The organism is Streptosporangium saharense (assembly GCF_014203715.1).
GTDB classification, from domain to species: domain Bacteria; phylum Actinomycetota; class Actinomycetes; order Streptosporangiales; family Streptosporangiaceae; genus Streptosporangium; species Streptosporangium saharense.
This window is the reverse complement of sequence record NZ_JACHJP010000001.1, coordinates 1,416,403-1,441,456: the sequence shown is the minus strand read 5'-3', so window position 1 is coordinate 1,441,456 and position 25,054 is coordinate 1,416,403. Positions and strand designations below refer to the sequence as shown.

The window sequence follows — 25,054 nt, the reverse complement described above, 5'->3', positions numbered from 1 at the left end:
CCCTCACCGGTGGACGGAGAGGGGGGAGCCCGGCGTCTCTTAGCCGATGATGTCCTCGATGTCGCTGGCGATGGTGTCCGCCTCCGGGCCGACCACCACCTGGACGATGTTGCCCGCGGCCATCACGCCGTGCGCGCCCGCCGCCCGGAGAGCCGCCTGGTCGACCTTGGCGGCGTCACGCACCTCGGTGCGTAGGCGGGTGATGCACGGCTCGATCTCGATGATGTTCTCCGCGCCACCGAGTCCCGCGATGATCGCGTCGGCGTCAGCCGCCATGTCGTCCTCCAGTCGTCATCGGTCTCTGACCAGGCTAAACGACACGAGACGATCAGTCCGTCTGGGTCACCTTGTTGAGACCTCTCGGGGCGTCGGGGTCGATGCCGAGCCTGCGGGCCAGGGCCTCGGTCAGCAGCTGGCCGGGGACGATGAGGCCGAGCGGGGAGACCCACTCGGGCAGGTCGGGGCCGTTGAGCGCGGCGGTCCCGGCGGCGGCGAGGGCGGTGCCGCCACCCACGGTGAAGGCCGAGGCGCCCGCCCCGGTGACCCGCTCGGCGAGCGCGACGGTCCCGGCCAGGGTGGGGCCCTCGCCCGCGGCGACCAGGATGGCGGGGGTGTCCTCGTCCACCACGGCGATCGGGCCGTGCAGCAGGTCGGCGTACGACAGGCCCATGGCGTGCAGGTAGCACGCCTCCTTGAGCTTCAGGGCCAGCTCAAGGGCGGTCGAGAAGGCCAGGCCACGCCCGGAGACCACGACGCCGGGCTTGTCGGCCAGGCCCTCGACGACCGCCTCCAGGTCACCGGGGTCGGAGATCAGCTTCTCCACGGCGTCCGGGACCCGCTGCAGGTCGTCGGCGTTGACGTCGGCGCCGAGACCGAGGCCGAGCACGGCCAGGGCGGCGAGCTGGGTGGTGTAGGTCTTGGTCGCCGGGACTGCCTTCTCCTCACCGGCGAGCGTGCACAGGGCCAGGTCGGCGGCCTGGGCGAGGGGGCTCTGCTCGCCGCCGTTGGTGATGGCCACGGTGCTGGCGCCGCAGTCCTTGGCCCAGGCCAGGGTCTCGACGATCTCCTCGGTCCTGCCGGACTGGGAGAGCGCGACCGCGAGCACCCCGTCCAGGTCGAGCTTGCGCCGGTAGGTGGTGGCGATCGACGGCGCGGCCAGGGTCGACAGACGGCCCGCGTGCGCCTCAGCGAGGTAGCGGCCGTAGACTGCGGCATTGTCGGAGGTACCTCGGGCGATGAACAGCAGCTGGCGAGTCTGCCCCGCGAGCCGTTCCACCTCCCCGACCCTGGGGAGGAGGGCGTCCAGCGTGGCTCGCAACGCGGCGGGCTGCTCAGCGATCTCGCTGCGCATCTTGGTCGTCATCTCGCGCTCATCCTTCGGTCGGACGGACGGAGACCGGGCCGTTATTGATCCGTCGCCTGTCCGCACATTGACACCCTTTTCCAGCCTGTGGTCTAGTCCGGACTAGACCAGTACGAACCATAACTTATCTACACTTCTCAGATCGAGAGGGGAGGATCCCGTGGCCCAGATTGATCCGGACAGCCCTGTCCCCAAGTACTTCCAGCTTCGCGAGATCCTGCTCGACCTGATCGAGAACAACGAGCTGCCGATCGGCGCGGCGATCCCGTCCGAACGCGAGCTCTGCCAGCGCTTCGAGCTGTCCCGCATGACCGTACGGCAGGCGGTCGACCACCTGGTCTCCGAGGGCAGGCTGCAGCGCGTCGCGGGCAAGGGAACCTTCGTCGCCCGCCCCAAGATAGAGATGGCCCTCAGGCTGACCTCCTTCAGCGACGAGATGCGCGCCCGTGGCATGGAACCGGGTTCCCGCGACCTCGACCGCAGGATCGTCAGGGCAAGCGCCCATCTGGCCAGGGAGCTCGGCATCCAGCCGGGGGACGAGGTCCACTTCATCGAGCGGCTGCGCACCGCGGCCGACGAGCCCATGTGCATCGAGCGGGCCCACATCCCGGTCTCCCTCGCCCCCGACCTCGACACCCACGACCTGACGGGCCGGTCCCTGTACGCCCTGCTCGAAAGCCGGTACGGTCTGATCCTCGACGCGGGTGAGCTGACCATCGACGGCGGAATCGCCGATCCCGGGGACGCCGACCTGCTGAAACTGCCACGTGGTGGCGCCGTGCTGCTGCTCCAGCGGCGTTCCTTCGCCGGGAACGTCTGCGCGGAGCTCGGGGTCTCCACCTACCGCGCCGACCGCTACCAGCTCCGCACGGTCCTGGAGACCCCGGCACGCCGTACCTGACCTCCTCGCGATCCCCACCCCCCTGGAGGAAAGTCCGATGAGTTCCCCCTCAGCGGACGCGGGACTTCCCGCCCCGCCCTCGGCCGGGTCCGCCGTGATGGGCGTGCTCCAACGCCTCGGACGATCTCTCATGCTGCCGATCGCGATCCTGCCCGCCGCGGGACTGCTGCAGCGGCTCGGATACGACGACCTCATCGGCCGCACGGACAACGTCCTGCTCGACGACATCGCCCACGTGCTCGGCACCGCGGGCCAGACCCTCTTCGACAACCTGCCGCTGCTGTTCGCCGTCGGCGTGGCCATCGGGTTCGCCCGCAAGGCCGACGGCTCCACCGCGCTCGCGGCGCTCGTCGGCTACCTCGTCTTCCACGCGGTCAGCATGACCATGTTCTTCGACCTGTTCGACCCCGACCTGAAGGCGACGATCTCCAAGGAGCTCTTCAACCCGGCCCATCCCGGCGTGCCCGACGTGGTGCTCAACCTCGGGGCGCAGAACCCGACCCGGGTGCTCGGCGGCATCGTGATGGGCCTGGTCTCGGCGACGCTGTGGCAGCGCTTCTACCGGACCAAGCTGCCGACCTGGCTCGCCTTCTTCAGCGGCCGCCGCCTGGTGCCGATCATCACCGCCTTCGCCGGGCTGGTCCTCGGCGTCCTGTTCGGCTTCGTCTGGCCGGTCGTCGGCAACCTGATGAGCATGTTCGGCAACTGGCTCGCCGCCCACAGCGTCGCGGGCGCCGGGATCTACGGCATGTTCAACCGGGCCCTGCTACCGCTCGGACTGCACCACATCGTCAACAACGTGGTCTGGACGCAGGTCCCCAACTGCGTGGTGGACGGCAAGCAACTCGCCGGTGACCTGATCTGCTTCAACAACGGCGCCCCCGGCTTCGGCGGCTTCGAGGCGGGCCTGTATCCGGTGCTGATGTTCGGCCTGCCCGCCGCGGCCCTGGCCATCTGGCGGGCCGCCCCGCCGCACCGCCGTACCGCCGTCGGCTCGATCATGATCTCCGCGGCCCTCACCGCGTTCCTGACCGGGATCACCGAGCCGATCGAGTTCGCCTTCGTCTTCGTGGCCCCGGTCCTGTTCGTGGTCCACATCGTGCTGACCGGCATCTCCCTGGCCATCGCCTCGGCCCTGGGCGCCAAGCTCGCCTTCAGCTTCTCCTCCGGCCTGATCGACCTCATCCTGTACGGCACCGCCCCCAACGCCGAGGGCATCCCGGTCATCATCGTGATGGGCCTGATCTACGCGGTGATCTACTACGTCGTGTTCAGCTTCCTGATCAGGAAACTCAACATCATGACGCCGGGCAGGGAGCCGGAGGCCGACGTCGAGTCCGCCGTACCCGCCGAACGGGAGCCTGAGAAGGGCTGAGGCCGTGTAGCCGCCGCGCCCGGTGGTAGATACCAGACATCCCCCTCCGTCGACAGGCAGGGGGACCTGGGATGGGCACGGCGGCCGTGGAGCGCGGCCCTTCGGGGTGGGCGTCGGCTCTGGCGATCCTGCAGCGCGTCGGGCGCTCACTCATGATGCCCATCGCGGTGCTGCCCGCCGCGGGCCTGCTGTTCAGGTTCGGCCAGGACGACATGCTCGGGCGGACGGACAACGCCTTCCTCGACCAGGTCGCGGGCGTCTTCGCGGCGGCCGGTGGCGCGCTGTTCGACAACCTGCCGCTGCTGTTCGCGATCGGCGTGGCCATCGGGTTCGCCCGCAAGGCCGACGGCTCGACCGCGCTCGCGGCCCTCGTCGGCTATCTCGTCTTCGACCGGGTCACCAGGACGCTGTTCTTCACCTCGGCCCCGGCCTCCCAGGTCTACAAGAAGGTCGCGCTGACCGTCGTCGGCCCCGACGGGCAACCGGTTCCCGCGCTCAACCTCGGCGTCCAGAACCCCACCGGCGTCCTGGGCGGCATCATCATCGGCATCGTCGCCGCCCTGCTCTGGGAGCGGTACTACCGGATCAAGCTGCCCGCCTGGCTCGCCTTCTTCGGCGGCCGCAGGTTCGTCCCGATCATCACGGCCGTCTCCGCGATGGTCATCGGCGTGGTCCTCGGCCTGCTCTGGCGGCCGGTCGGCGACTGGCTCGCGGATGTCGGCGACTGGCTGGCCGCCCACGGCACCGCGGGCGCCGGGATCTACGGCGTGGCCAACCGGCTGCTCATCCCGATCGGCCTGCACCACTTCCTGAACACGATCGTCTGGTTCACCCTGCCCGAGTGCCACGCCGGGGTCCAGGGGGCGACCAAGAACGCCACCGGCGACCTGAACTGCTACTTCGCGGGCGAGCAGGGGGCCGGGATCTTCATGACGGGCTTCTTCCCGGTCATGATGTTCGGCCTGCTCGGCGCGGCCATCGCGATGTGGCGGGCGGCCCCCAAGGAGAAACGGGGCGTCGTGGGCGGCATCATGCTCTCGGCCGGTCTCACCTCGTTCGTCACCGGCATCACCGAACCCCTGGAGTTCGCCTTCGTCTTCGTGGCGCCCATGCTGTTCGCGGTGCACGCGCTGCTCACCGGGATCTCGATGGCCCTGATGGCCGAGTTCGGGGCCAGACTGGGGTTCACCTTCTCCGGGGGCGGCATCGACATGCTCCTCAACGCGGGCAAGTCCAACACCCACGAACTCGGCCTGATCATCGGCTTCGGCCTGGTCTACTTCGTCGTCTACTACCTGCTGTTCACCGTGCTGATCAGGAAACTGAACCTCGCGACCCCGGGCCGCGAACCTGAGGAGGCCCCGGTCTCTTCTTGAGGGGCGGTGTTCCGGCCGGTCCCCGCAAAGGGTGGGTTCACGCCGTAAACGCCGGGCTTCCGCCGTACGGCACTCCAGCTTGGGGTGATCTTCCACGCCCTTTCCGGAGGAAACACCACCGGACACGGGAAAGCTGGCGTGCCACGTATTCGGCGACAGGACCGGAAACTCCTAGCTGTGTCAGCCCCCCGGAGGAGAAACCGGAGTCAACCATGCCACGCCACCCCTCACGCCTGCCCCGCGTCGTCGCCCCCAGGCTCCCCGGCGACGAGCCCCCCGCCAGAAAAGCCGCGCCGTACGTCCAGGGAGCGCTCGCGCTCGCCCTCGACCACGCGGAGTCCGGCAGCCCGGGGCCGCCCCCGGCGGTCCCCGAGGGGCGGCGGCTGCGAGCCCTCTGCCAGGCCGTCGCCGAGGTCCTGGCGGGCCGCAGGGCGCCTTCCAGCGTCGCCGCCCACCTCACCGGCAGGGCCTGCGCGGAACTGGCGCGCAGCGGGCAGGTCATGCGGTGCGTACGGCCCCTGCGGGTCGGCATCCCCCACGTCTCCCAGCCGCGTGACGGGGTGGTCGAGATGTGCGTCCTGGTGCACTGCGGCGACCGGTCACGGGTGCTGGCGCTGCGGCTCGAACGCGTGGGCGCCCGCTGGCTGTGCACGGACGTCGAGGCGGCACCGTAGAAGCCGGGAACGCCACAGGGCCCGCACGGTGATCGTGCGGGCCCTGTGAGCGGGTGGATCAGACCTCGACGTTCTTGGGGTCGCCGTGGCAGCGCTTGTACTTCTTGCCGGAGCCACAGGGGCACGGGGCGTTGCGCTCGACATTGCCGTAGGCGTCGCGCTCGGCCTTGGTGCTGATCCTGGTGTGCTCGACCTCGCCACCCTCGCCGGGCGCGGAGTACTCCAGCTCGGACGGGCGCTGCGGACCGCGCAGCCCCCGGGCGATGATGGAGCGGGTCTCGGCGATCGCCTCGTCCTCGTGCTCCTCCTGCTCCTCGACGATCGGGTTCGTCTGAACCTCGACCTCAAGGTTGAACAGGTAGCCGACGGACTCCTCCTTGATGCCGTCGAGCATCTGGGTGAACATCTCGAAGCCCTCGCGCTGGTACTCGATCAGCGGGTCACGCTGGGCCATCGCGCGCAGGCCGATGCCCTCCTGGAGATAGTCCATCTCGTAGAGGTGCTCGCGCCACTTGCGGTCGAGGACCGACAGGATGACCCTGCGCTCAAGCTCTCGCGTGGTCTCGGCGCCCAGCTCCTCCTCGCGGCGGTCGTAGGCGGCCTTCGCGTCGGCCTTGACCTTCTCGGCGAGGATCTCGGCGGTGAGCTCCTCACGGCCGCCGACCTCCTCGATGAGGTCGTCGAGGACGAGGGTGATCGGGTAGAGCTGGCCGAGCGCCTTCCACAGCTTGTCGAGGTCCCACTCCTCGGCGAAGCCCTCCGCGGTCGCGCCCGCGATGTACTCGTCGATCACGTCGTTGATGAAGGTGCGGATCTGCTCGTTCAGATCGGCGCCCTCAAGCACGCGGCGACGCTCGGCGTAGATCACCTTGCGCTGCCGGTTCATGACCTCGTCGTACTTCAGAACGTTCTTGCGGATCTCGAAGTTCTGCTGCTCGACCTGGTGCTGGGCGGAGGCGATGGCCTTGGAGACGATGCCCGACTCGATCGGGACGTCGTCCGGGATGTTCAGCCGCGTCATGATCATCTCGACCCTGGCCGAGTTGAACAGGCGCATGAGGTCGTCCTCAAGCGAGAGGTAGAACCGCGACTCGCCCGGGTCACCCTGACGGCCGGAACGACCGCGCAACTGGTTGTCGATGCGTCGCGACTCGTGGCGCTCGGTGCCCAGCACGTACAGGCCGCCGAGCTCGGTGACCTCGTCGTGCTCGGCCTGGACGGCCTCCTTGGCCTTCTCCAGCGCCTCGCCCCAGGCCTTGTCGTACTCCTCCGGGGTCTCGACGGGGTCGAGGCCGCGGTTGCGCAGCTCCAGGTCGGCGCGGAAGTCGGGGTTGCCGCCGAGCATGATGTCGGTGCCTCGACCGGCCATGTTGGTCGCGACGGTCACGGCGTGCTTGCGGCCCGCCTCCGCGACGATCGTCGCCTCACGCGCGTGGTTCTTGGCGTTGAGGACCTCGTGCTTGACGCCCTGGCGCTTGAGCTCCCTGGACAGGCGCTCGGACTTGGCGACGCTGGTGGTGCCGACGAGGACCGGCTGGCCGCGCTCGTAGCGCTCCTTGATGTCCTCGACACAGGCCAGGAACTTGGCGTCCTCGGTCTTGTAGACCACGTCGGCCTGGTCCTTGCGGATCATCGGCCGGTTCGTCGGGATCGGGACGACGCCGAGCTTGTAGGTCTGGTGGAACTCGTTGGCCTCGGTGGTCGCCGTACCGGTCATGCCGGACAGCGTGCTGTAGAGGCGGAAGTAGTTCTGGAGGGTGATCGTGGCGAGAGTCTGGTTCTCGTCCTTGATCTTCACACCCTCCTTGGCCTCGATGGCCTGGTGCATGCCCTCGTTGTAGCGGCGGCCGTGCAGGACGCGACCGGTGAACTCGTCGACGATCAGGACCTCACCGTCGACGACGATGTAGTCCTTGTCCTTCTTGTAGAGCTCCTTGGCCTTCAACGCGTTGTTGAGGAAGCCGACCAGGTGGGTGTGCTCGGGCTTGTAGAGGTTGTCGATGCCGAGCCAGTCCTCGACCTTCTCCACACCCGACTCGAAGATGCCGACGGTGCGCTTCTTCTCGTCCACCGAGTAGTCGCCGGTGTTCTCCTCGCCGTCCTTGCCCTCGGTGCCCCTGCGGAGCCTGGGCACGATCTTGGCGAACTCGGCGTACCACTTGCCCGACTGCTCGCCGGGACCCGAGATGATCAGCGGCGTCCTGGCCTCGTCGATGAGGATCGAGTCGACCTCGTCCACGATGCCGAAGTTGTGGCCGCGCTGGACGCACTCGTCCAGCGACCAGGCCATGTTGTCGCGCAGGTAGTCGAAGCCGAACTCGTTGTTCGTTCCGTAGGTGATGTCCGCGTTGTACTGCCTGCGGCGCTCGTCCGGCGGCATGTTCGCCAGGATCACGCCGACCTCAAGGCCGAGGAAGCGGTGGATGCGCCCCATCTCGTCCGCGTCACGCTTGGCCAGGTAGTCGTTGACCGTGATGACGTGGACGCCCTTGCCCGAGATGGCGTTGAGGTAGGCCGGGAGCGTACAGGTCAGGGTCTTGCCCTCACCGGTACGCATCTCGGAGATGTTGCCCATGTGCAGGTTGGCCCCGCCCATGATCTGCACATCGAAGTGGCGCTTGCCCAGGACGCGCTTGGACGCCTCACGGACTGTGGCGAACGCCTCGGGCAGCAGGTCGTCGAGGGACTCGCCATCGGCGTGGCGCTGCTTGTACTCGGCGGTTAGGGCGCGCAGTTCGGCGTCGCTCAGACCGGTGAAGTCGTCCTCGATGGAGTTGACCTGGTCGGCGATCCGCTTGAGCTTACGCAGAAGCTTGCCTTCGCCTGCGCGAAGAATCTTATCGAGAAAGGCTGGCACTTTAGGTAAGGCTCCTCGCAGGTCTTCCGTGGCCGGATGGCTCCGGATGAGGACGAGTCATGGTTCTCCGCTGCCATCGTAGGCGGTTCTACCACCCGACACAGCCACCTGAAAGACGCTCTTCGTGTCCGCGGAGTTCCCAGCACCCTTTTCATAGAGGCTAGTGCTCACTTTAAAGGGTATGTCGCTTTGCAGAGGTGTATGACGACGAGTCAGGCCGTACGGCGCGTCGCGCCCGGCGCCGGGAGACCCTCGATGACACCGGCGTAGCATTTTCGTCGGTGTGGCGCGCTAGCCTCTGGGCCATGCTGACGTGTTCCCTCCCCGCCATCCGGCCATGACGCTCACCCTGTCCCCCGACGAGGCCCGCCGGATCATCCTGCGTGCCCAGGGCTTCCTGGGGGCCGACGCCCGGCGTGCGGGCGCCGCCGCGACGCTGCGCCGCCTCGGGGCGGTCCAGCTCGACACGATCTCCGTCCTGGCCCGCTCCCACGAGCTGATCGCCTACGCCCGGCTCGGCGCCGTCGGCAGGGCCGAGATCGAGCGGGCCTACTGGGACGAGCCCGCCCGCGCCTTCGAGTACTGGTGCCACGCCGCCTGCATCCTGCCGATCGAGGACTGGCCGCTGTACGCCTTCCGCAGGAGGCACATGCGCTCCTGGAAGCACCGCGGGGACGACATCCCGGCGGCCATGGACAAGGTGCTCGAACAGGTCCGCGAGGCCGGTCCCGTCACCGTCGCCGACATCGGCGGCAGCAGGAAGGGCGGGGGCTGGTGGGACCGCTCGGACACCAAGATCGCCATCGAGTGGCTGCTCAACGTGGGTGAGGTCGTGTGCACCCGCCGTACGGGCTGGCGGCGTGTCTATGACCTGGCCGAGCGGGCGGTTCCCGCTCCCCTGCTGGCCGAGGACCTCTCGGACGCCGAGTGCGTCACCCGCCTGGCCGCCGTCGCGGGCCGTGCTCTGGGAGTCGCGACCCGCCCCGACCTTGTCGACTTCCTGCGCCTGCGGGCCCCCGAGGCGGCGCTGCTCGACGCGGCCCTCCTGGACGGCTCGGCCGGGCTCGTGCCCGTCCACGTCCCCGGCTGGCCCGAGCGCTCGGCGAACGCGTGGGCCGACCCCGCCGCCCTGGAGTCCGAGCCGAGGGGACGCCACCGTACGGCTCCGCTCTCGCCGTTCGATTCCCTCGTCTGGGACCGCGCCCGCACCGCCAGGGTCTTCGGCTTCAACCACCGCCTTGAGGCCTACGTCCCCAAGGACAAGCGCGTCCACGGCTACTTCACCATGCCGGTGCTCGCGGGGGGCCGCCTGATCGGCAGGATCGACCCGGCCCGCCAGGGGACAACCCTGGTCGCGCGGCAGGTCGGCGTCGAGGACGGCGTGAGCCCGCGCAGAGCCGCGCAGGGGATGGCCGAGGCCCTGTGGGAGGCCGCGAGCTGGGTCGGCTGTGACGACGTGCGCGTCGACCGCGTCGATCCCCGGCTCGCCGCCCCGCTGTTCGAGGCCCTGATGCGCTGACCGCGTTCAGATACGCGAATCAGACGAAAACGGCGGTTCCGGCGGGGACGAGCCCGCCGGAACCAGCCGTCAGGTGATCTCCAGCATCCGCTCGCGGACCGCGTAGACCACGGCCTCCATCCTGGAGTGGAGTTGAAGCTTGTCCAGGATGTTGCGGACGTGGTTCTTCACGGTGTTCTCCGAGATGAACAACTGCTTGGCGATCTCGCGGTTGTTCATGCCCTTCGCGACCAGGCGGAGCACCTCCATCTCACGGTCCGTCAACCTCGGGACCGGGAGCTGGGGGGGCCGCTCCGCCTCCTTGCGGCTCATGTTGGCGAACTCGGTGATCAGCTTCGCGGCCATGGCCGGATTGATCAGCGACTGACCTTCGTGAACGCCACGCACGGCCTCGGGGACCTCGTCGAGCTGCACGTTCTTCAGCAGGTAGCCGGTGGCACCCGCCTTGATCGCGTCGAAGAGGTCCTCCTCCTCGTCGCTCACCGTGAGCATGATGATCCGTGTGCTCGGCACCGAGGCCTTGATCTCACGGGCGGCCTCGATGCCGCTCCTGCGCGGCATGCGGACGTCCATGAGCATGACGTCCGGGGTGAGACGGTCGGCGAGCTCGATCGCCTCCTGCCCGTCGCTCGCCTCACCCACCACCTCGATGTCCGTCTCCGCGCTCAGCGCCATCTCCAGGCTTCGGCGGATCAGCGCGTGATCATCGACGATCAGCACGCGGATCGGGTCGCCTCGCCTGGCAGGGCGGGTCGCTTCGTCGGGTTCCGTCACGCCTCCTCCTCGGGGGGCCAGAGCCGTTGGACCGCCATGATTACACGGGTTTCAGGTCCTAGGGTTGGTCGGAGAGGATCTTCGAACGCGACCGTCAGGATTCGACGAGCCGCAGCACGCCGTAGTTGTAACCTTGCCGGAGGTACACGACACTCGGCTGCCCGCTCTCCTTGTCACGGAACAGGTAGAAGTCGTGTCCGACCAGCTCCATCTCCAGGAGGGCCTGGTCGATGGTCATCGGCTCGGCCTCGTGATACTTCTCGCGCACCACCAGCGGGCCGTCGCCGTCCATCTGGATCGGGATGATGGCCCTGTCCACGGAGTGATCGGCGTCGTCCTCACGCCGGGAGGTCTCGCCGGCGGAGCCGGTCTCGGCCCCCAGGGTGTCGGCCTCGGCGACCTGCGCGAACGCGGTCGCGGTCGCCGTCAGCTCGGCGACGGAGGGAGGGCAGTGGTTGCCGTGGTGGACCTTGCGGCGGTCGGCCAGGCGCCTGAGCCTTCCCTCCAGCTTTCCGATGGCGATGTCGAGGGCGGCGAAGCGGTCATCCGCGGCGGCCTCGGCACGCACGGCGGGGCCCCGCGAGTGGATGGTCAGCTCGACCCGTTCGCGCGGTCCGTTGATGCGCCCGTTGGTCTCCCTGGTCACCTCCACGTCAACGCTGATGAGCTTGTGGTCCAGACGCTCGATCTTGGCCAGCTTGGTCGTCACGTGGTCTCGGAATCGGTCACTCACTCCGGTGTGCCGACCCTTGACGATGATTTCCATGCACAGCCCCCCTTCGAACCTCGACGGTGGTACAGCGACACCCGCTCGGCCGACCTGGTCTTCGTCCCCACATCCGCCTGCTGAGGGTTTCGCAGCTCTTTGCCACTACATGCCCTTCTCTTCTGGCGAGGAACATCTGGCTCCCCGGGAAGGCAGGACTTACCTCTAAGCCGCACCGTGATCGATCGACGAAAAGTCGTCTTACGTGGACCGTTTGGCCTGCGGCTGGCATCGGCTAGCCAGGCCGGCCCCCCTGCGGGGGTCGGTCCGGCGCAACCACGGACCCGAGCGGGTGCCATGGCACAGACGCTATCCGTATCGGGGCCGAATGTCAGCCTGGGAGAGTGCCCGATCCTCACGTTGTGTGATCACGGGGGGAGGTCCTCCGCCGGGGGCCGTCTTCGCGGTGGGTCGATATCCCGACATATAGGCGTTTCCCATATCCATCCATCGGCAGCAAACTTCCGGCCAGGTCAGGAAGATCTGCCGCCATGGTGACGATCGTCACCCATCCTTCTCACCCTCGGTGACGACCGGAAGGCCGTTCCCACCGGCGTGTCGCGGCGACCGTCGCGGCCAGCGGCGCCGTGATCCCGGCCGCTCCCAGCGCCCTGGCCGCCTCGGCCAGGGTCGCGCCGGTGGTGACGATGTCGTCAACCAGCACAACCGCCCCCGCGCCACCCCAGGATCTCGGCACAGCGACGTTCCGGCCCGCCGTAACCCTGAATGCCTCGGAGAGGTTGGCGGCCCTCTGTGACGAACTCAGGCCCGCCTGGTCGGCGACGCGGCGGCGCTGCAGGAGGAGCCTCTCGGCCGTCGCCGGCCAGCCCGCCGCGCGGAGGTAGGCCGCCGCCAGGTCGGCGAGGCGGCTCACCGGATCGTGGCCGCGCCGCCTGCCCGCGAGGCGCGAGCTGGGCACCGGGACGAGGACGACGGGCCGCCTGCCCGCCCCCTCGGCGACGGCGAGCGCCAGCGCACCCGCCAGAGGAGCCGCGAGAGCCGTACGGCCGTGCTCCTTGTAGGCGAGCAGGGCGCGCCGTACGGCACCGGTGTAGTCGGCGGCCGACCAGCACTCGGGCAGGCCGGGCGGGGCGGGGTCGGGCGTCCTGCGCTCGGGCGCGCCGTGCAGCAGCGCGGCGCAGCGGGGGCACACGAGGGCGCCCGCCGCGTCGCATCCGGCGCAGCGGGGCGGCAGGACCAGGTCGAGCAGAGCGGTCGGCACGCAACCAACCGTGCCAGAGCCCACCGACAAAACCGCGGGTCAGGGGTGCTCAGTCCAGGGGATACGCCGGGAAGGCGGGCCCCTGGTCGGCGAAGTCCGTCCTGCCGTTCTCGTTCTTGACCCGGGGCTCCCACTTGGAGGAGGTCCAGTAGAGGATCTGCCGCTTGTCGTCGTCGACCGCCCCGGCGAGCAGGGAGCCCTCCAGGGCGGTGATGTTCCTGATGCCCGTGTTGGAGGGCAGCGACTTCGACTCGCCGGTGAGCGAGACCTCAAGCAGGTCGGACTTGCCGGTCAGGACGTAGAGGGTCTTGCCGTCCTTCCAGGCGATGTCCCTGATCTGCTGCTTGTCCTCGACCGGCACCACGACCTGGAGGTTCGTGATGCGGGTCGCGGCGCCCCTGCCGATCACCGTGCCGACCTTGACCTGCTCGCCCGCGCCGTCCCGCACGACGACCGCGACGTGCACGCCGTCCCTGGCGACCTTGAGCAGGCTGACGTGGACGGCGTCCAGGTCGGGGGCGGAGACCGCGTACCGCTGCCCGTCGCGGATCCTGATGACCCTGGAGGTGTGGTCGTCGGGCCGCTCGACCGTCCACAGCGTCTGGTAGCGGTCCCAGCACGGCGGGGCCAGCGACTTGCCGGTGGCCCACTGCCGCCACTCGCCACCGGTGGCCAGCGGCGCGACAGACAGCGCCTTCCCCTTCTGGAACAGGGCCGCGACCTGGGCGTGGGCGCTGATCGCCATGTCGGTCCGCGTAGCGTCCTTCTCCCCCGCCTTGCCGAGCACAGGCTGACCGGTGTTGTCCTTGCCCAGCAGCCACAGCGCGTCGTCGGCCACGTAGTACGGGTAGATCTCGCCCGGCGCCATCCAGGGGTCGAACCTCGTCTGCTCCTGGGCGTCGACGGTGAGCGGGTTGTCGGTGTAGTACGGCTCGCCCCTGACCCTGACCTCGAAGCCCCAGCCGCCCTTGGTCAGCCCGGCGAGCGTCCCGGCGAGCTGGGCCGTCATCGGCCCGACCAGCTCGGGGGCGACCCGGTTGGTCAGGTCGACCACGACGCGGTTGTCCTCGGTGGTGACGTCGATGAGCCGGGTGCCGTCGAACGCCGAGCGCACCGCGCCCTTGAGCGAGCTGCTCGGCCCGCGCAGCAGCCGTTCGACCGTCGTCTTGGCGAAGTTGGAGGCCGGGTCGATCGGCACCCTGACCTGGTCGATCACCAGGCCCTTCTCCTCGTCGTCGAGGAAGTAGAGATCGACCTTGAGGTAGGCGCGCTCGGCGTCGGCCTCCGACAGCAGCAGCCCGGGGGGCGCGCTGTCGATCCGCCAGCCGGTCTGCCCCTTGACCAGGACGAAGGGCTCGTTCAGCGGGCCGCCGCTCGGCCGGTAGCGGCCGTCCTGGTCGATCAGCGCCGTGACGGTCCCCTTGAGGGTGACCCGGGTGTCCTTCTCGCCGATCTGCACGGTCGGCGGCTCGCCCTGCCGGTAGACCGTCACCCCGCTCTGCGGGTTCCAGGTCCTGGCGAAGGAGTCGGTGAGGTATTTGCGCGCCACCTCGCGCCCCGGGTCGTCCACGCTCGCCATGGCGGCCTTGAACCCGTTGACGACGTCGGCCGCCGACCAGTCGGGGTTGGGCGGCACCGCGATCACCCGCGCGTACGGGTCGCCGAGCGGGTTCCCCTTGCGCCCGTTCTCTCCCACGATGGAGCGCATCCCCACGGGGATGACCGAGCAGGAGGCCAGCCCGCAGACCAGCGCGACCACCAGGGCCGTCACGCCCACCCGGGCCCGGAACGTCCTAGTCGGCATCGCGTCCCCCGTCGGCGGCGGCCGGAGAGAGCACCGGCGTCATCTGTCCTCGCCACGTCCGCCGCATCTCCACCTCCGGCGGCACGAGCGGCAGCGGTGAGCCCCGCAGCGGCGCCCCGGCGGCCCTGGGCAGCGAGAGCCTGAACTGCGAGCCCTCTCCCGGCGCCCCCCACGCCTGCAGCCAGCCGCCGTGCAGCATGGCGTCCTCGCGGGAGATCGCCAGGCCGAGGCCGGTGCCGCCGATGGTCCGCGCCCGGGAGGGGTCGGCCCGCCAGAACCGGTCGAAGACCATGTTCTCCTCCCCCGGCTTCAGACCCACCCCGTGGTCCCGTACGGCTACCGCCACCGCGTCGCGGTCGGCCCCGACGGAGACGACGATGTCGCGGCCCTCGCCGTGCTCGATCGCGTTGAACAGCAGGTTGCGCAGGATGCGCTCGACCCTGCGGCTGTCCATCTCGGCCATGCAGGGATCGCCGGGCAGGCGCAGGTCGAAGCGGGTCGAGTGGCGCTCCGCCAGCGCCTCGGAGTCGGCGACCGCGCGCAGCACCACGTCCCTGATGTCCACCGGCTCGATGTCCAGCTCGGCGGCCCCGGCGTCGTAGCGGCTGATCTCCAGCAGGTCGGCGAGCATCGACTCGAACCGGTTCAGCTGGTTCTGCATCAGCTCCGCCGAGCGCGCGGCCATCGGGTCGAAGTCCTCACGGGCGTCGTAGAGCAGGTCGGCGGCCATCCGCACGGTGGTCAGCGGGGTGCGCAGCTCGTGGGAGACGTCGGAGACGAACTGCCGCTGGACGTGGGACAGCTCCTCAAGCTGGTGGATCTTCAGCGCCAGGGTCGTCGCCATCTCGTTGAAGGAGGCGGCCAGCCGGGCCAGGTCGTCCTCGCCCCTGACCTTCAGGCGCTCGTCCAGGTGCCCGCCCGCGAGCCGTTCGGCCGCCTGGCGGGCCAGCCGTACGGGAGTGACCACCTGGCGGGTGACCAGCGAGGCGATGGCGGCGAGCAGCAGCACCAGGGCGGCGCCGACCAGGATGAGCATCTGCCTGACCGAGGTGAGGTTCTTCTCCTCCTCCTCAAGCGGGATCAGGTGGTAGATCTCGTAGCCGTCGTCGAGCCCGGTGCCGTAGGTGTCGAGACGGGTGCCGATCACCAGGCCGCGCACCGGCTCGGCCCTGCCCTTGTAGCGCAGGTTCCAGTACTGGGTGCTGTCCTCGTCGGCGGACTTCCTGAGCACCTCCTCGCGCAGCTTGGGCGGGATGCTCACCGGGTCGATGTTCGTGGTGCCGTAGAACTCCCCCGGCCGGTTCTCGTTGCGGACGATCACCGAGTATCTCGCCGCGGGCCCCGCCCGTACCGCCAGCGCCGCGACCGCCTGGCCGAGCGGGCTGTCCGCGCCCGGCTGGAGCCCCTGCCCGGGGTCTGTCGACTGCTTGGAGGTGTCGCCGTCCTGCTTGTTCAGGTAGCCGAGCACCGCCTTGCGGTCGGCCTGCGCCTCGCTGCGCGCCGCGCGGTCCCTCGCCCCCAGGATGGTCGCGCTGATCGACTGCATGAGGAAGACGCCGAGCACGGCGACGACCACGATGGAGATGACCATCGTGCTGGTGACCACGTGCAGTTGCAGCGAGCGCCGCCAGACCCTGCGCACGCCGCCGACGGCGCGCCGGGCCCTGCGCCGTCCCCCCCTGACGATCTGCGGGAGGGTACGGCGGCGCCTCTTCTGGGTGGGCATTTCGGGAGTTCCCGGCGAGGCCGAAGGCCTAGGCCGGACCGGCCTTGTAGCCGACGCCGCGCACCGTCACCACGATCTCGGGGTGCTCGGGGTCCTTCTCGATCTTGGCGCGGAGCCGCTGGACGTGCACGTTGACAAGGCGGGTGTCGGCCGCGTGACGGTAGCCCCAGACCTGTTCGAGCAGCACCTCCCTGGTGAAGACCTGACGCGGCTTGCGGGCCAGGGCGACCAGGAGGTCGAACTCGAGCGGGGTGAGGTTTATCGTCTCCTCGTCGCGTTTGACCGAGTGTCCGGCGACGTCGATCGTGATGTCGCCGATCTGCAGGATCTCGGGCGTCGGCTCGTCCGTACGGCGCAGCCGCGCGCGGACCCTGGCGACCAGTTCCTTGGGCTTGAACGGCTTGACGATGTAGTCGTCGGCGCCGGACTCCAGCCCCAGGACGACGTCGATCGTGTCGCTCTTGGCCGTCAGCATGACGATCGGCACCCCGGACTCGGCGCGGATGCGGCGGCACACGTCGATGCCGTCGGCTCCCGGCAGCATCAGGTCGAGCAGCACCAGGTCCGGGCGGGTGTCACGGAACGCGTCGAGTGCCTTGTCCCCGTCGGAGACGAAGGAAGGCTCGAAGCCCTCCCCGCGCAGCACGATGCCGAGCATCTCGGCGAGAGCGGCGTCGTCGTCGACGACCAGCACGCGTCCTTTCATGGCCCCTCATTCGTTTTACGCAGTTTGGGAGTTTTTGGGGTAAACGGCACGGCTGTCGAAGATTACCCTCGCCGGACCACCGGATGACACAGTCTGACCACCAGACATCCGAATGCCGAATTTTAGGCGCACACGACGTAAAGCGCGTAGTAGCACCCCCACGCGGCGTAAGCCCCCCATGTGGCCACCTTCGGCCACGGCACCCTCGGGGCACCGTGTGAAGACGGTCACGGTCCCAGTCTGAGGTAAACGACACCGTCTCGGCCATCCCTGGGACGGACCCGGCCACCTTCGGGGGGTGAAACCTCGACGTGATCTCCCGATCAGCCCAAGGAGTGGGGGTACATGTCAGGATTGGGATATGTCAGACGGCCACGGCTCCACTCCCGACACCCCACCCGGCTGGGCGCCCAACCAGCCCCCGCCGTACGGCGACGCCCAGGGAACGCCGTGGGCGGCCCCCGGTTCGAACCCCGGAGGCCCGCCGTCACCGCCCCAACCCCCGTCACAGCCCCCGCCGCCCCAGTACGGCCAGCCCCAGTACGGCCAGCAGCCGCAGGCCCCTCCCCCGCCTCCGCCGTACCAGCATCATCCGGGCCAGCAGCCCCCGGGGCAGGGGTACCCCCCGCCGCCGTACGGCTACCAGCAGCCCGCCGCGCTGCGGCCGGGGATCATCCCGCTGCGGCCCCTCGGGGTCGGCGACATCATCGACGGCGCGATCAAGCTGATCCGCTCCAACCCGAAGGCCGTGCTCGGGCTGTCCGTCATCGCCGCGGCGCTCGCCGCCATCCCGGTCGCGATCGGCCAGGCCCTGGCCCTCGACAGGCTCGGCACCGCCGTACGGACCAACGACCCGACGGGGCTGGAGACCACCGGGCAGACCGACTTCCTCGCCCAGTCCGGCGGCTCCCTGATCTCCTACGCCGTGCAGTTCGTCGCGGTGACCCTGCTCAGCGGCGTGCTGACCCGCATCCTGGGCCGCGCCGTCTTCGGCGGGAAGATGACCGCGGGTGAGGCGTGGCGGCTGACCAGGGGACGGGTGCCCACGCTGTTCGGGGTGGTCGCCATCGAGTCAGTCGCCCTGCTGCTGCCGCTGGCCGTGGTCGTCGCGCTGCTGTTCGGACTCATCACACCCGGAATCGACCTCGGGGTGTTCCTGCTGGTCACGGTGCTGGTGCTGATCGTCTACATGGCCTACGCCGCCTTCCTCACCACCCGGCTCGTGCTCGCGGCACCCGCCGCGGTGCTGGAGAGAACCGGCGTCATGGCCTCCCTGCGCAGGTCGTGGGACCTGACCCGGGGAAGTTTCTGGCGGGTGTTCGGCATCGTGCTGCTCACCGGGATCCTCGCGGGCCTGGTGGGGCTGGTGATCTCCGTCCCGTTCTCCTTCGCCGCGGCCTTCGTCGGCGTCCTCGGCTCCGGCGGGACGGGCGCGCAGATCCTCGTCGCGGTCCTCATCGCCATCGGCGGGACCATCGCGGCCATGATCACCTACCCGTTCCAGGCCGGGGTGTACGGCCTGCTCTACGCCGACCGCAGGATGCGCGCCGAGGCCTTCGACCTGGTGCTGCAGACCGCGGCCATCGAGCAGCAGCGCCAGGGCTGGGTGCACGCCTCCGCCGACGACCTGTGGAGCTCGCCGCCCACCCCCGGGCAGCCGGGCCAGGGAGCCCCGTGGCCGGGCCGCTGACTGCGGCGTCACCGCTCGCGGTTCCCGTCGACGTCGACCGTGGACGGGCGGCGGGTGAGGCGATCCGTGAGCTGCTCAGGCCCGAGTACGCCAAGGAGAACCTCATCGACCGCTTCATGCGGCTCGTCAACCAGTTCATCGGCGACCTGCTCGACCAGGAGTCGGTCGGCACCGTCGGCAGCATGGTCGCGTGGATCGTCCTCGGCGTGATCATCCTGGCCGCGGTCACCGCTGTCGTCCTGGTCGCCCGCAGGACGGCGGGACGGGGCGGCGCCAGGCGGGAGGGCGTCTTCGGCGACGGCCGCCGCAGCGCGGCCGAACACCGCCGGGCCTCGGAGGAACTGGCCGCGCGGGAGCAGTGGGCCGAGGCGATCCGCGAACGGCTCAGGGCCGTCGCCAGGGACCTGGAGGACCGCGTCATCATCGACTCCATGCCCGGCCGTACCGCCGACGAGCTGGCCGCAGAGGCGGGGCGCGCGCTGCCCGGCCTGGCCGAGGACCTGTCCACCGCCGCGCGGACCTTCGACGACGTGACCTACGGCGAGGTGCCGGGGACCGCCGCCGCCTACGCGTTCATGCGCGACCTCGACGAGCGCCTGCGCGCGGCACGTCCCTCCCTCGCCCCCGAGGTGGCCGTCCCGTGAGCTCCCCGACGGGGCTCGCCCCCGTGAACGTCCCCGGCACCGGGGAGTCGAGGCCGACCTCGCCGACCGCGGGAAGCCTGTGGCGCGGCGGCCGGGGCGCCCTGCTCGCCGCCCTCCTGGTGGTGCTGGTCGCCGTCGGCGGGGTGCTGCTCAGCGGCGGTCAGGACCCGGGCAGGCCACTCGACCCCGAGAGCACCGCGCTGACCGGGTCCAGGGGTATGGCGCAACTGCTGCGGGCCAACGGCGTACGGGTCGTCCGGGTCACCTCGGTGACCGAGGCCGTCACGGCCGCCGAGGGTGCGCAGAGCGCGGGAGGCAGCACGCTGCTGATCGGCGACACCTCCTTCCTCGACGAGGAGGAGGTCGAGCGGCTCGCCGCCGCGCCCGCCGACCGGCTGGTGGTCGGCGACCAGCCGTACCTCACCCTGCTGGCCCCCGGCGTGAACCCCGGTCCCGCGGTGCGGACACGCTCGCGCGAGCCGGGGTGCTCGCTGCCCGCCGCGGTCAAGGCGGGCAGTGCCTATCTGGGCGGGACGACCTTCACCACCCCCTTCGGCGGGGTCGGCTGCTATCCGGCCAACGGCTCTCCGTCGCTGATCAGCTACGCGGACGAGGGCCGTACGGTCACGGTCGTCGGCGACGGCCAGTTCATGAGCAACCTGCGCCTGGCGGAGGACGGCAACGCCGCGCTGGCGACGAACCTCGCCGGGGCGCGGCCCACGCTGGTGTGGCTGGTCGCCCCGGAGACACCGTCGGAGAGCGGCGCCGCGCCGCAGAGCGTGTACGACCTCATCCCGCCCGCGGTTGGCTGGGCCGTGGTGCAGTTGGGTGTCGTGGTCGTGCTGCTCGCGCTCTGGCAGGGCCGCAGGCTCGGCCCCGTGGTGACGGAGCGGCTGCCGGTCGTGGTCAGGGCCGCGGAGACCGTCGAGGGACGGGCCAGGCTCTACCGGGCGAGACGGGCCCGCGACCGGGCCGTGTCCGCCCTCAGAACGGGCTTCGTGGACCGGGTGATCCCCAGGCTCGGACTGCCCGCGACGGCGACACCCGACGCGGTGGTCGGCGCGATCGTCGAAAGGACAGGGCAGCCCGCCGCCTACGTGGGTTCCGCCCTGTACGGCCAGGCACCGGCTGACGAGGCCGGGCTGATAGCCGTGGCCGCATATCTTGACATGTTGGAAAGGCAGGTCAGAGAGTCGTGAGCGAGCGCAGCGAGCCGGGCGCCGAGTACCCCGGTCACGGGGCCGGTGGGACCCCCGGCACGCCGCCGGACAACGGCGGCCAGGACGGTCCTCCCGCTGGTCAGGGTGGCTTCGGTCAGGGAGGCTTCCCGGCGCCCCCGGCCCCACCCACCGGACCGCCTCCCGCCTTCGGGCCGCCCCCGGCCTTCGCCGCCGGACCCGCCGCGGGGCCGCCCGCCGTACCCCCTGCTGGGCCCCCCGCTGGGCCGTCTGCCGGGGCGCCCGCCGTGCCGCCCGCCGAGGCTGACGGAGCGCGGGAGGCGCTCGGGGCGCTGCGTGCCGAGGTCGCCAAGGCCGTGGTCGGGCAGGACGCGGTGGTCACCGGGCTGGTGATCGCCCTGCTCTGCCGGGGGCACGTGCTGCTCGAAGGTGTGCCCGGCGTCGCGAAGACCCTGCTGGTCAAGACGCTGTCGGCCGCGCTCTCCCTGGACTTCAGGCGGGTGCAGTTCACCCCGGACCTGATGCCGGGCGACGTCACGGGGTCCCTGGTCTACGACGCGAAGACGTCGGAGTTCGAGTTCAGGGAGGGGCCGGTCTTCACCAACCTGCTGCTCGCCGACGAGATCAACCGCACGCCCCCGAAGACGCAGGCGGCCCTCCTTGAGGCCATGGAGGAGCGGCAGGTCAGCGTGGAGGGCAGGGCGCGCGCGCTGCCCGAGCCGTTCATCGTGGCCGCGACCCAGAACCCGGTCGAGTACGAGGGCACCTACCAGCTCCCCGAGGCGCAGCTCGACCGGTTCCTGCTCAAGCTGACCGTGCCGCTGCCCGCCCGCGACCAGGAGATCGCCGTGCTGGAACGGCACGCGCTCGGCTTCGACCCGCGTGACCTGTCCCGGATCAGGGCGGTCGCGACCATCGAGGACCTCGACGCGGGGCGCGCGGCGGTCAGCCGGGTGCACGTGGGCCCCGAGGTGCTCGGCTACATCGTGGACATCGCCAGGGCCACCCGCCAGTCGCCGTCGCTGCAACTGGGCGTCTCCCCGCGTGGCGGCACCGCACTGCTCGCCGGGGCCCGCGCCTGGGCGTGGCTGTCCGGCCGCTCCTACGTGACCCCGGACGACGTCAAAGCCCTGGCCAGGCCCGCGCTGCGGCACCGCATCCAGCTGCGCCCCGAGGCCGAGCTTGAGGGCGCGACCGCGGACGGCCTGATCGACGCGATCCTCGCCTCCGTCCCCGTCCCCCGTTGATCATGACAACGGTCCGTGAAGGAGAAGGCGGGGCGGTGCGGGCATGGCTCTGACGGGACGGGCCGCGCTGCTGGCCCTGCTGGGCACCCTGGCCGTGCTGTTCGCGCCCAGGCCCGCCCTGGCGGTCGCCGCCGTCGCGCTGCTGCTGGCCGCGCTGGTCGCGATCGATCTGGCGCTGGCCGCGGGGGTGCGCCCGCTGCGGCTGCACCGCGCGGGCGACCGTCTGGTACGGCTCGGCGAGACCGCCACGGTCGAGCTGATCGTGGAGAACCCCGGCCCCCGCAGGGCCAGGGGACTGCTCAGGGACGCCTGGCCCCCCTCTGCCGGGGCGAACCCCCGCCGTTTCGTCCTCGACGTCCCTCCCGGGGAGCGCCGCCGCCTGGTCACGACGCTCACCCCCTCCAGGAGGGGCGACCGCGAGGCGGTCACGGTCACCGTGCGGACGCTGGGACCGCTGGGCATCGCGGGGCGTCAGGGTTCCCACAGCGTGCCGTGGTCGGTCAGGGTGCTGCCGCCGTTCCTCAGCCGCAAGCACCTGCCCGCCAAGCTGTCCAGGCTCAGGGAGCTTGAGGGCAGGCACCCCTCGATGATCAGGGGGCAGGGCACCGAGTTCGACTCGTTGCGCGAGTACGTGGTCGGCGACGACGTCCGTTCGATCGACTGGCGGGCGACCGCCCGCCGTCACGACGTGGTCGTGCGCACCTGGCGTCCGGAACGCGACCGCCGCGTGCTGATCGTCCTGGACACCGGGCGCACCTCCGCCGGACGGGTCGGCACCGCCCCGATCCCGCTCGCGGGTGAGCTTCCCAGGAACCGGAACGTCCCCGGTGGAGCCGGGATCGCGCCCGGCTGGCCCCGCCTCGACTGGTCGATGGACGCGGCGCTGCTGCTGGCGGCGCTGGCCTCGCGGGCGGGCGACCGGGTGGACTTCATGGCCCACGACCGCGCGGTCCGGGCCTGGGTCTCCGGCGCGGGCCGTACCGACCTGCTGGCCACCCTGGTCAACACCATGGCGCCGATCGAGGCCGAGCTGATCGAGGCCGACTCGGCGGGCATGGTCTCGGCCGTGCTGTCCAGGGCCAAGCGGCGCTGCCTGGTGGTCGTGCTCACCGACCTGAACCCGGCCTCCCTTGAGGAGGGGCTGCTGCCGGTGCTCCCCCAGCTCTCCTCCCGGCACCTGGTGCTGCTGGCCGCCGTCTCCGACCCCCAGGTCGCGGCGATGGAGGCCGGTCGCGGTACGGCGGAGCTGGTCTACGACGCCGCGGCTGCCGAACGGCACAGCGCGGAGCGGCGCAGGATCACCGCCAGGCTCAGGCGGCAGGGCGTCGAGGTCGTCGACGCCGCCCCCGAGCAGATCGCCCCGGCCCTCGCCGACGCCTACCTGGCCCTGAAGGCGGCCGGCCGCCTGTGACGCTCCTGGTCACCGGGCTATATCCGGCCTATCCCGCTTATCCGGCTTATCCGGCGCTCGGGGCCAGGTCGGGGGCTCGCTCCAGGTCGCCGGTCTCCCCCTCGGCCAGGGCACGGCGGCCGAAGAAGATCACGTAGGCCAGGAAGGCCACCTCGGCGACGACCCCGATGCCGATCCGTGCCCAGGTCGGCAACCCCGAGGGGGTGACCAGGCCCTCGATGAGCCCGGAGACCAGCAGGACGACGACCAGGCCGAGCGCCACGCTCACCACGGCCCTGCCCTGTTCGGCGAGGGCCTCGCCACGCCTGCGCGGCCCCGGGTTCACGACCGTCCAGCCCAGGCGCATGCCGACGGCGGCGGCCAGGAAGACCGCGGTCAGTTCGAGCAGGCCGTGCGGGGTGATCAGCCCGAAGAAGATGTCCAGCCTGTCGTGGGAGGCCATCAGCCCGGCGGAGACGGCAACGTTGGCCGCGTTCTGCCACAGGATGTACGGGATCGGCAGGCCGAGCAGGATGGCCATCACGATGACCTGCATCGAGACCCAGGCGTTGTTGACCCAGACCTGGCCCGCGAACGAGGCTCCCGGGTGCTCGGAGTAGTAGTCGGCGAAGTCGTGCTCGACGAGCCTGCGGATCTCCTCGGGCGTGCCGACCGCGGCCTGGACGGCGGGGTCGTGCGCGACCCAGACGGCCATGACCGTCGAGACCAGCAGGAACGCCACGGTCGTGCCGACCCACCACCAGCGGGCGCGGTAGGCGACCACCGGGAAGGAGACCGTGAAGAACCGGACGAACTCCCGCCAGGCGGGGGTGTGCGCACCGGTCACCGCGGAGCGGGCCCTGGCGACCAGCGCGGAGAGCCGTCCCACCAGGAACGGGTCCGCCTGCCCGGAGCGCACGATGGACAGGTGGGTCGCGACCCGCTGGTAGAGCTCGACGAGTTCGTCGATCTCCGCACCATCCAGCGACCTGCGGCGCCGTACCAGCTCCTCAAGGCGGTCCCAGACCGGCCGGTGCGCGTTGACGAAGGCGTCGATGTCCACCAGCAAAGCCTAGGGCGTCAAACCCACCCCACAACGAAACCATCCCCAACCCACCCATTGGCGAAGAGCGTGGGGGTACCAACGCCAAGCGCAAGGAGGCTTGGATTACCGGCGCCGTACGCAAGGGGTTTGGGGTATCGATGCCAAGCGTGAGGAGGCTTGGATTACCGGCGCCGTGTGTGAAGGGTTTGGGGTACCGGTGCCGTGTGTGAGGAGTGTCCGGCTTGGGCGCCGTCGGTGCTTGGACTGAGGAGCGAAGGAGCGCCAGCGGATGAGCGACGAGGGAAAGCACCGACCCGCAGGCGCCCAAGCCCGCGGCGCCGAAGGCGCCGCAAAAGCAAGCACAGCGGAACGGGCGGCGCTTCCGGCTGGAACGGCTCACCTCGCAGGAGTGGGTGCTGCGTTCCGCACGAGGCGTCCCGGCCGGTGACGACTGGCTTGACCTGCACGCGTTCACCCTCGACCCGCGCTACCCAGCCGACTACGTCGTGATAAATCACTACATTTCCACTCATCCAAACTCGCCGTTCGTCGGCCGCCCCGTGGCCAGGCGCCCCGACGCGGAGGTCCTGTACGGCCTCACCGGGACCGCGCTGACCGCCCGCCGCGCCGACGGCACCGTCGAGGAACGGCTGCTCGAACCCGCCGAGGTGCCGAAGGCCCTCGACGAGGTCTTCGGCATCCGTCTCGGCCCCGCCGACACCGCCGCCCTCGTCACCCGCCTCACCTGAGCGGGGCCGTACAGGATGATCGGCACCGGTTACGGTGTCCTCCTACAC

General features: G+C 70.4%; 20 protein-coding genes and 1 pseudogene. 11 read left to right on the top strand and 10 right to left on the bottom strand.

The window, feature by feature from the left end; all coding sequences use genetic code 11:
• Positions 1-39: 39 nt before the first annotated feature.
• Entirely contained in the window at positions 40-276 is a 237-nt protein-coding gene (locus tag FHS44_RS07000) for a PTS sugar transporter subunit IIB (RefSeq protein ID WP_184713024.1), read from the bottom strand.
• Between the two features lie 52 nt (positions 277-328).
• Positions 329-1,363 carry an SIS domain-containing protein gene (locus tag FHS44_RS06995; protein WP_184713023.1) on the bottom strand — a complete coding sequence of 345 codons (1,035 nt, stop codon included), beginning with the start codon at positions 1,361-1,363 and terminating at the stop codon, positions 329-331.
• Between the two features lie 160 nt (positions 1,364-1,523).
• Between FHS44_RS06995 and FHS44_RS06990 the strand changes: the two genes are divergently transcribed.
• From FHS44_RS06990 to FHS44_RS06975, 4 genes are all read left to right on the top strand, one after another.
• On the top strand, positions 1,524-2,264 hold the full coding sequence (locus FHS44_RS06990; RefSeq protein ID WP_184713022.1) for a GntR family transcriptional regulator: 741 nt from the start codon (positions 1,524-1,526) through the stop codon (positions 2,262-2,264).
• A gap of 37 nt (positions 2,265-2,301) precedes the next feature.
• Positions 2,302-3,639, top strand: coding sequence for a PTS transporter subunit EIIC (locus FHS44_RS06985; protein ID WP_184713021.1), 1,338 nt, complete (start codon positions 2,302-2,304; stop codon positions 3,637-3,639).
• A gap of 71 nt (positions 3,640-3,710) precedes the next feature.
• On the top strand, positions 3,711-5,015 hold the full coding sequence (locus FHS44_RS06980) for a PTS transporter subunit EIIC (RefSeq protein WP_184713020.1): 1,305 nt from the start codon (positions 3,711-3,713) through the stop codon (positions 5,013-5,015).
• A 212-nt stretch (positions 5,016-5,227) separates the two neighbouring features.
• Positions 5,228-5,689, top strand: a complete 462-nt coding sequence (locus FHS44_RS06975) for an Rv3235 family protein (protein ID WP_184713019.1) — start codon at positions 5,228-5,230, stop codon at positions 5,687-5,689.
• Between the two features lie 58 nt (positions 5,690-5,747).
• Here the strand turns inward: FHS44_RS06975 and secA are convergent, their stop codons facing one another.
• On the bottom strand, positions 5,748-8,546 hold the full coding sequence (secA, locus tag FHS44_RS06970; protein ID WP_184713018.1) for a preprotein translocase subunit SecA: 2,799 nt from the start codon (positions 8,544-8,546) through the stop codon (positions 5,748-5,750).
• Positions 8,547-8,883: 337 nt separating this feature from the next.
• Here secA and FHS44_RS06965 point away from each other — a divergent pair, with 337 nt between their 5' ends.
• Positions 8,884-10,065 (top strand): winged helix-turn-helix domain-containing protein, encoded by a 1,182-nt coding sequence (locus tag FHS44_RS06965; protein ID WP_184713017.1) that lies wholly within the window; start codon positions 8,884-8,886, stop codon positions 10,063-10,065.
• Between the two features lie 69 nt (positions 10,066-10,134).
• Here the strand turns inward: FHS44_RS06965 and FHS44_RS06960 are convergent, their stop codons facing one another.
• From FHS44_RS06960 to mtrA, 6 genes are all read right to left on the bottom strand, one after another.
• Positions 10,135-10,839: a response regulator gene (locus tag FHS44_RS06960; protein ID WP_184713016.1), complete on the bottom strand. Its 705-nt coding sequence runs from the start codon at positions 10,837-10,839 to the stop codon at positions 10,135-10,137.
• Between the two features lie 94 nt (positions 10,840-10,933).
• Positions 10,934-11,605, bottom strand: a complete 672-nt coding sequence (gene hpf, locus FHS44_RS06955; RefSeq protein ID WP_184713015.1) for a ribosome hibernation-promoting factor, HPF/YfiA family — start codon at positions 11,603-11,605, stop codon at positions 10,934-10,936.
• Positions 11,606-12,122: 517 nt separating this feature from the next.
• Positions 12,123-12,827, bottom strand: a complete 705-nt coding sequence (locus FHS44_RS06950; protein ID WP_184713014.1) for a ComF family protein — start codon at positions 12,825-12,827, stop codon at positions 12,123-12,125.
• A 49-nt stretch (positions 12,828-12,876) separates the two neighbouring features.
• Positions 12,877-14,631 (bottom strand): LpqB family beta-propeller domain-containing protein, encoded by a 1,755-nt coding sequence (locus FHS44_RS06945; protein ID WP_184713013.1) that lies wholly within the window; start codon positions 14,629-14,631, stop codon positions 12,877-12,879.
• Positions 14,621-16,357 (bottom strand): MtrAB system histidine kinase MtrB, encoded by a 1,737-nt coding sequence (gene mtrB / locus FHS44_RS06940; protein ID WP_184713012.1) that lies wholly within the window; start codon positions 16,355-16,357, stop codon positions 14,621-14,623. Before mtrB ends, FHS44_RS06945 begins: the two co-directional genes overlap by 11 nt.
• Before the next feature lie 28 nt (positions 16,358-16,385).
• A complete protein-coding gene (gene mtrA / locus FHS44_RS06935; RefSeq protein ID WP_012888151.1) occupies positions 16,386-17,063 on the bottom strand; it encodes an MtrAB system response regulator MtrA in 678 nt (225 codons plus the stop codon).
• 361 nt (positions 17,064-17,424) lie between these two features.
• On the opposite strand from mtrA, the gene FHS44_RS06930 reads away from it, so the two are divergent.
• The 5 genes from FHS44_RS06930 (at position 17,425) to FHS44_RS06910 (ending at position 23,233) form a co-directional block, all read left to right on the top strand.
• Positions 17,425-18,753 carry a glycerophosphoryl diester phosphodiesterase membrane domain-containing protein gene (locus tag FHS44_RS06930; RefSeq protein WP_184713011.1) on the top strand — a complete coding sequence of 443 codons (1,329 nt, stop codon included), beginning with the start codon at positions 17,425-17,427 and terminating at the stop codon, positions 18,751-18,753.
• On the top strand, positions 18,738-19,397 hold the full coding sequence (locus tag FHS44_RS06925) for a DUF4129 domain-containing protein (protein ID WP_184713010.1): 660 nt from the start codon (positions 18,738-18,740) through the stop codon (positions 19,395-19,397). The genes FHS44_RS06930 and FHS44_RS06925 overlap by 16 nt, the downstream gene beginning before the upstream one ends.
• Complete coding sequence (locus FHS44_RS06920) at positions 19,394-20,596, top strand: DUF4350 domain-containing protein (protein WP_184713009.1); 1,203 nt, start codon at positions 19,394-19,396, stop codon at positions 20,594-20,596. The genes FHS44_RS06925 and FHS44_RS06920 overlap by 4 nt, the downstream gene beginning before the upstream one ends.
• 266 nt (positions 20,597-20,862) lie before the next feature.
• Positions 20,863-21,822, top strand: a complete 960-nt coding sequence (locus tag FHS44_RS06915; RefSeq protein WP_184713465.1) for an AAA family ATPase — start codon at positions 20,863-20,865, stop codon at positions 21,820-21,822.
• Between the two features lie 43 nt (positions 21,823-21,865).
• A complete protein-coding gene (locus FHS44_RS06910) occupies positions 21,866-23,233 on the top strand; it encodes a DUF58 domain-containing protein (RefSeq protein WP_184713008.1) in 1,368 nt (455 codons plus the stop codon).
• A 46-nt stretch (positions 23,234-23,279) separates the two neighbouring features.
• Here FHS44_RS06910 and FHS44_RS06905 read toward each other — a convergent pair whose 3' ends face one another.
• Complete coding sequence (locus FHS44_RS06905; RefSeq protein WP_184713007.1) at positions 23,280-24,275, bottom strand: stage II sporulation protein M; 996 nt, start codon at positions 24,273-24,275, stop codon at positions 23,280-23,282.
• Between the two features lie 320 nt (positions 24,276-24,595).
• On the opposite strand from FHS44_RS06905, the pseudogene FHS44_RS06900 reads away from it, so the two are divergent.
• A pseudogene (locus FHS44_RS06900) lies at positions 24,596-25,006 on the top strand (arylamine N-acetyltransferase); the annotation flags it as partial.
• Positions 25,007-25,054 lie beyond the last annotated feature (48 nt).

Bases quoted from the DNA above. Each gene is read 5' to 3' on its own strand.
- FHS44_RS07000 (WP_184713024.1), bottom strand. From the start codon at position 276: ATGGCGGCTGACGCCGACGCGATCATCGCGGGACTCGGTGGCGCGGAG.
- FHS44_RS06995 (WP_184713023.1), bottom strand. From the start codon at position 1,363: ATGACGACCAAGATGCGCAGCGAGATCGCTGAGCAGCCCGCCGCGTTG.
- FHS44_RS06985 (WP_184713021.1), top strand. From the start codon at position 2,302: ATGAGTTCCCCCTCAGCGGACGCGGGACTTCCCGCCCCGCCCTCGGCC.
- FHS44_RS06980 (WP_184713020.1), top strand. From the start codon at position 3,711: ATGGGCACGGCGGCCGTGGAGCGCGGCCCTTCGGGGTGGGCGTCGGCT.
- FHS44_RS06975 (WP_184713019.1), top strand. From the start codon at position 5,228: ATGCCACGCCACCCCTCACGCCTGCCCCGCGTCGTCGCCCCCAGGCTC.
- FHS44_RS06965 (WP_184713017.1), top strand. From the start codon at position 8,884: ATGACGCTCACCCTGTCCCCCGACGAGGCCCGCCGGATCATCCTGCGT.
- hpf (WP_184713015.1), bottom strand. From the start codon at position 11,605: ATGGAAATCATCGTCAAGGGTCGGCACACCGGAGTGAGTGACCGATTC.
- FHS44_RS06945 (WP_184713013.1), bottom strand. From the start codon at position 14,631: ATGCCGACTAGGACGTTCCGGGCCCGGGTGGGCGTGACGGCCCTGGTG.
- mtrB (WP_184713012.1), bottom strand. From the start codon at position 16,357: ATGCCCACCCAGAAGAGGCGCCGCCGTACCCTCCCGCAGATCGTCAGG.
- mtrA (WP_012888151.1), bottom strand. From the start codon at position 17,063: ATGAAAGGACGCGTGCTGGTCGTCGACGACGACGCCGCTCTCGCCGAG.
- FHS44_RS06930 (WP_184713011.1), top strand. From the start codon at position 17,425: ATGTCAGACGGCCACGGCTCCACTCCCGACACCCCACCCGGCTGGGCG.
- FHS44_RS06910 (WP_184713008.1), top strand. From the start codon at position 21,866: ATGGCTCTGACGGGACGGGCCGCGCTGCTGGCCCTGCTGGGCACCCTG.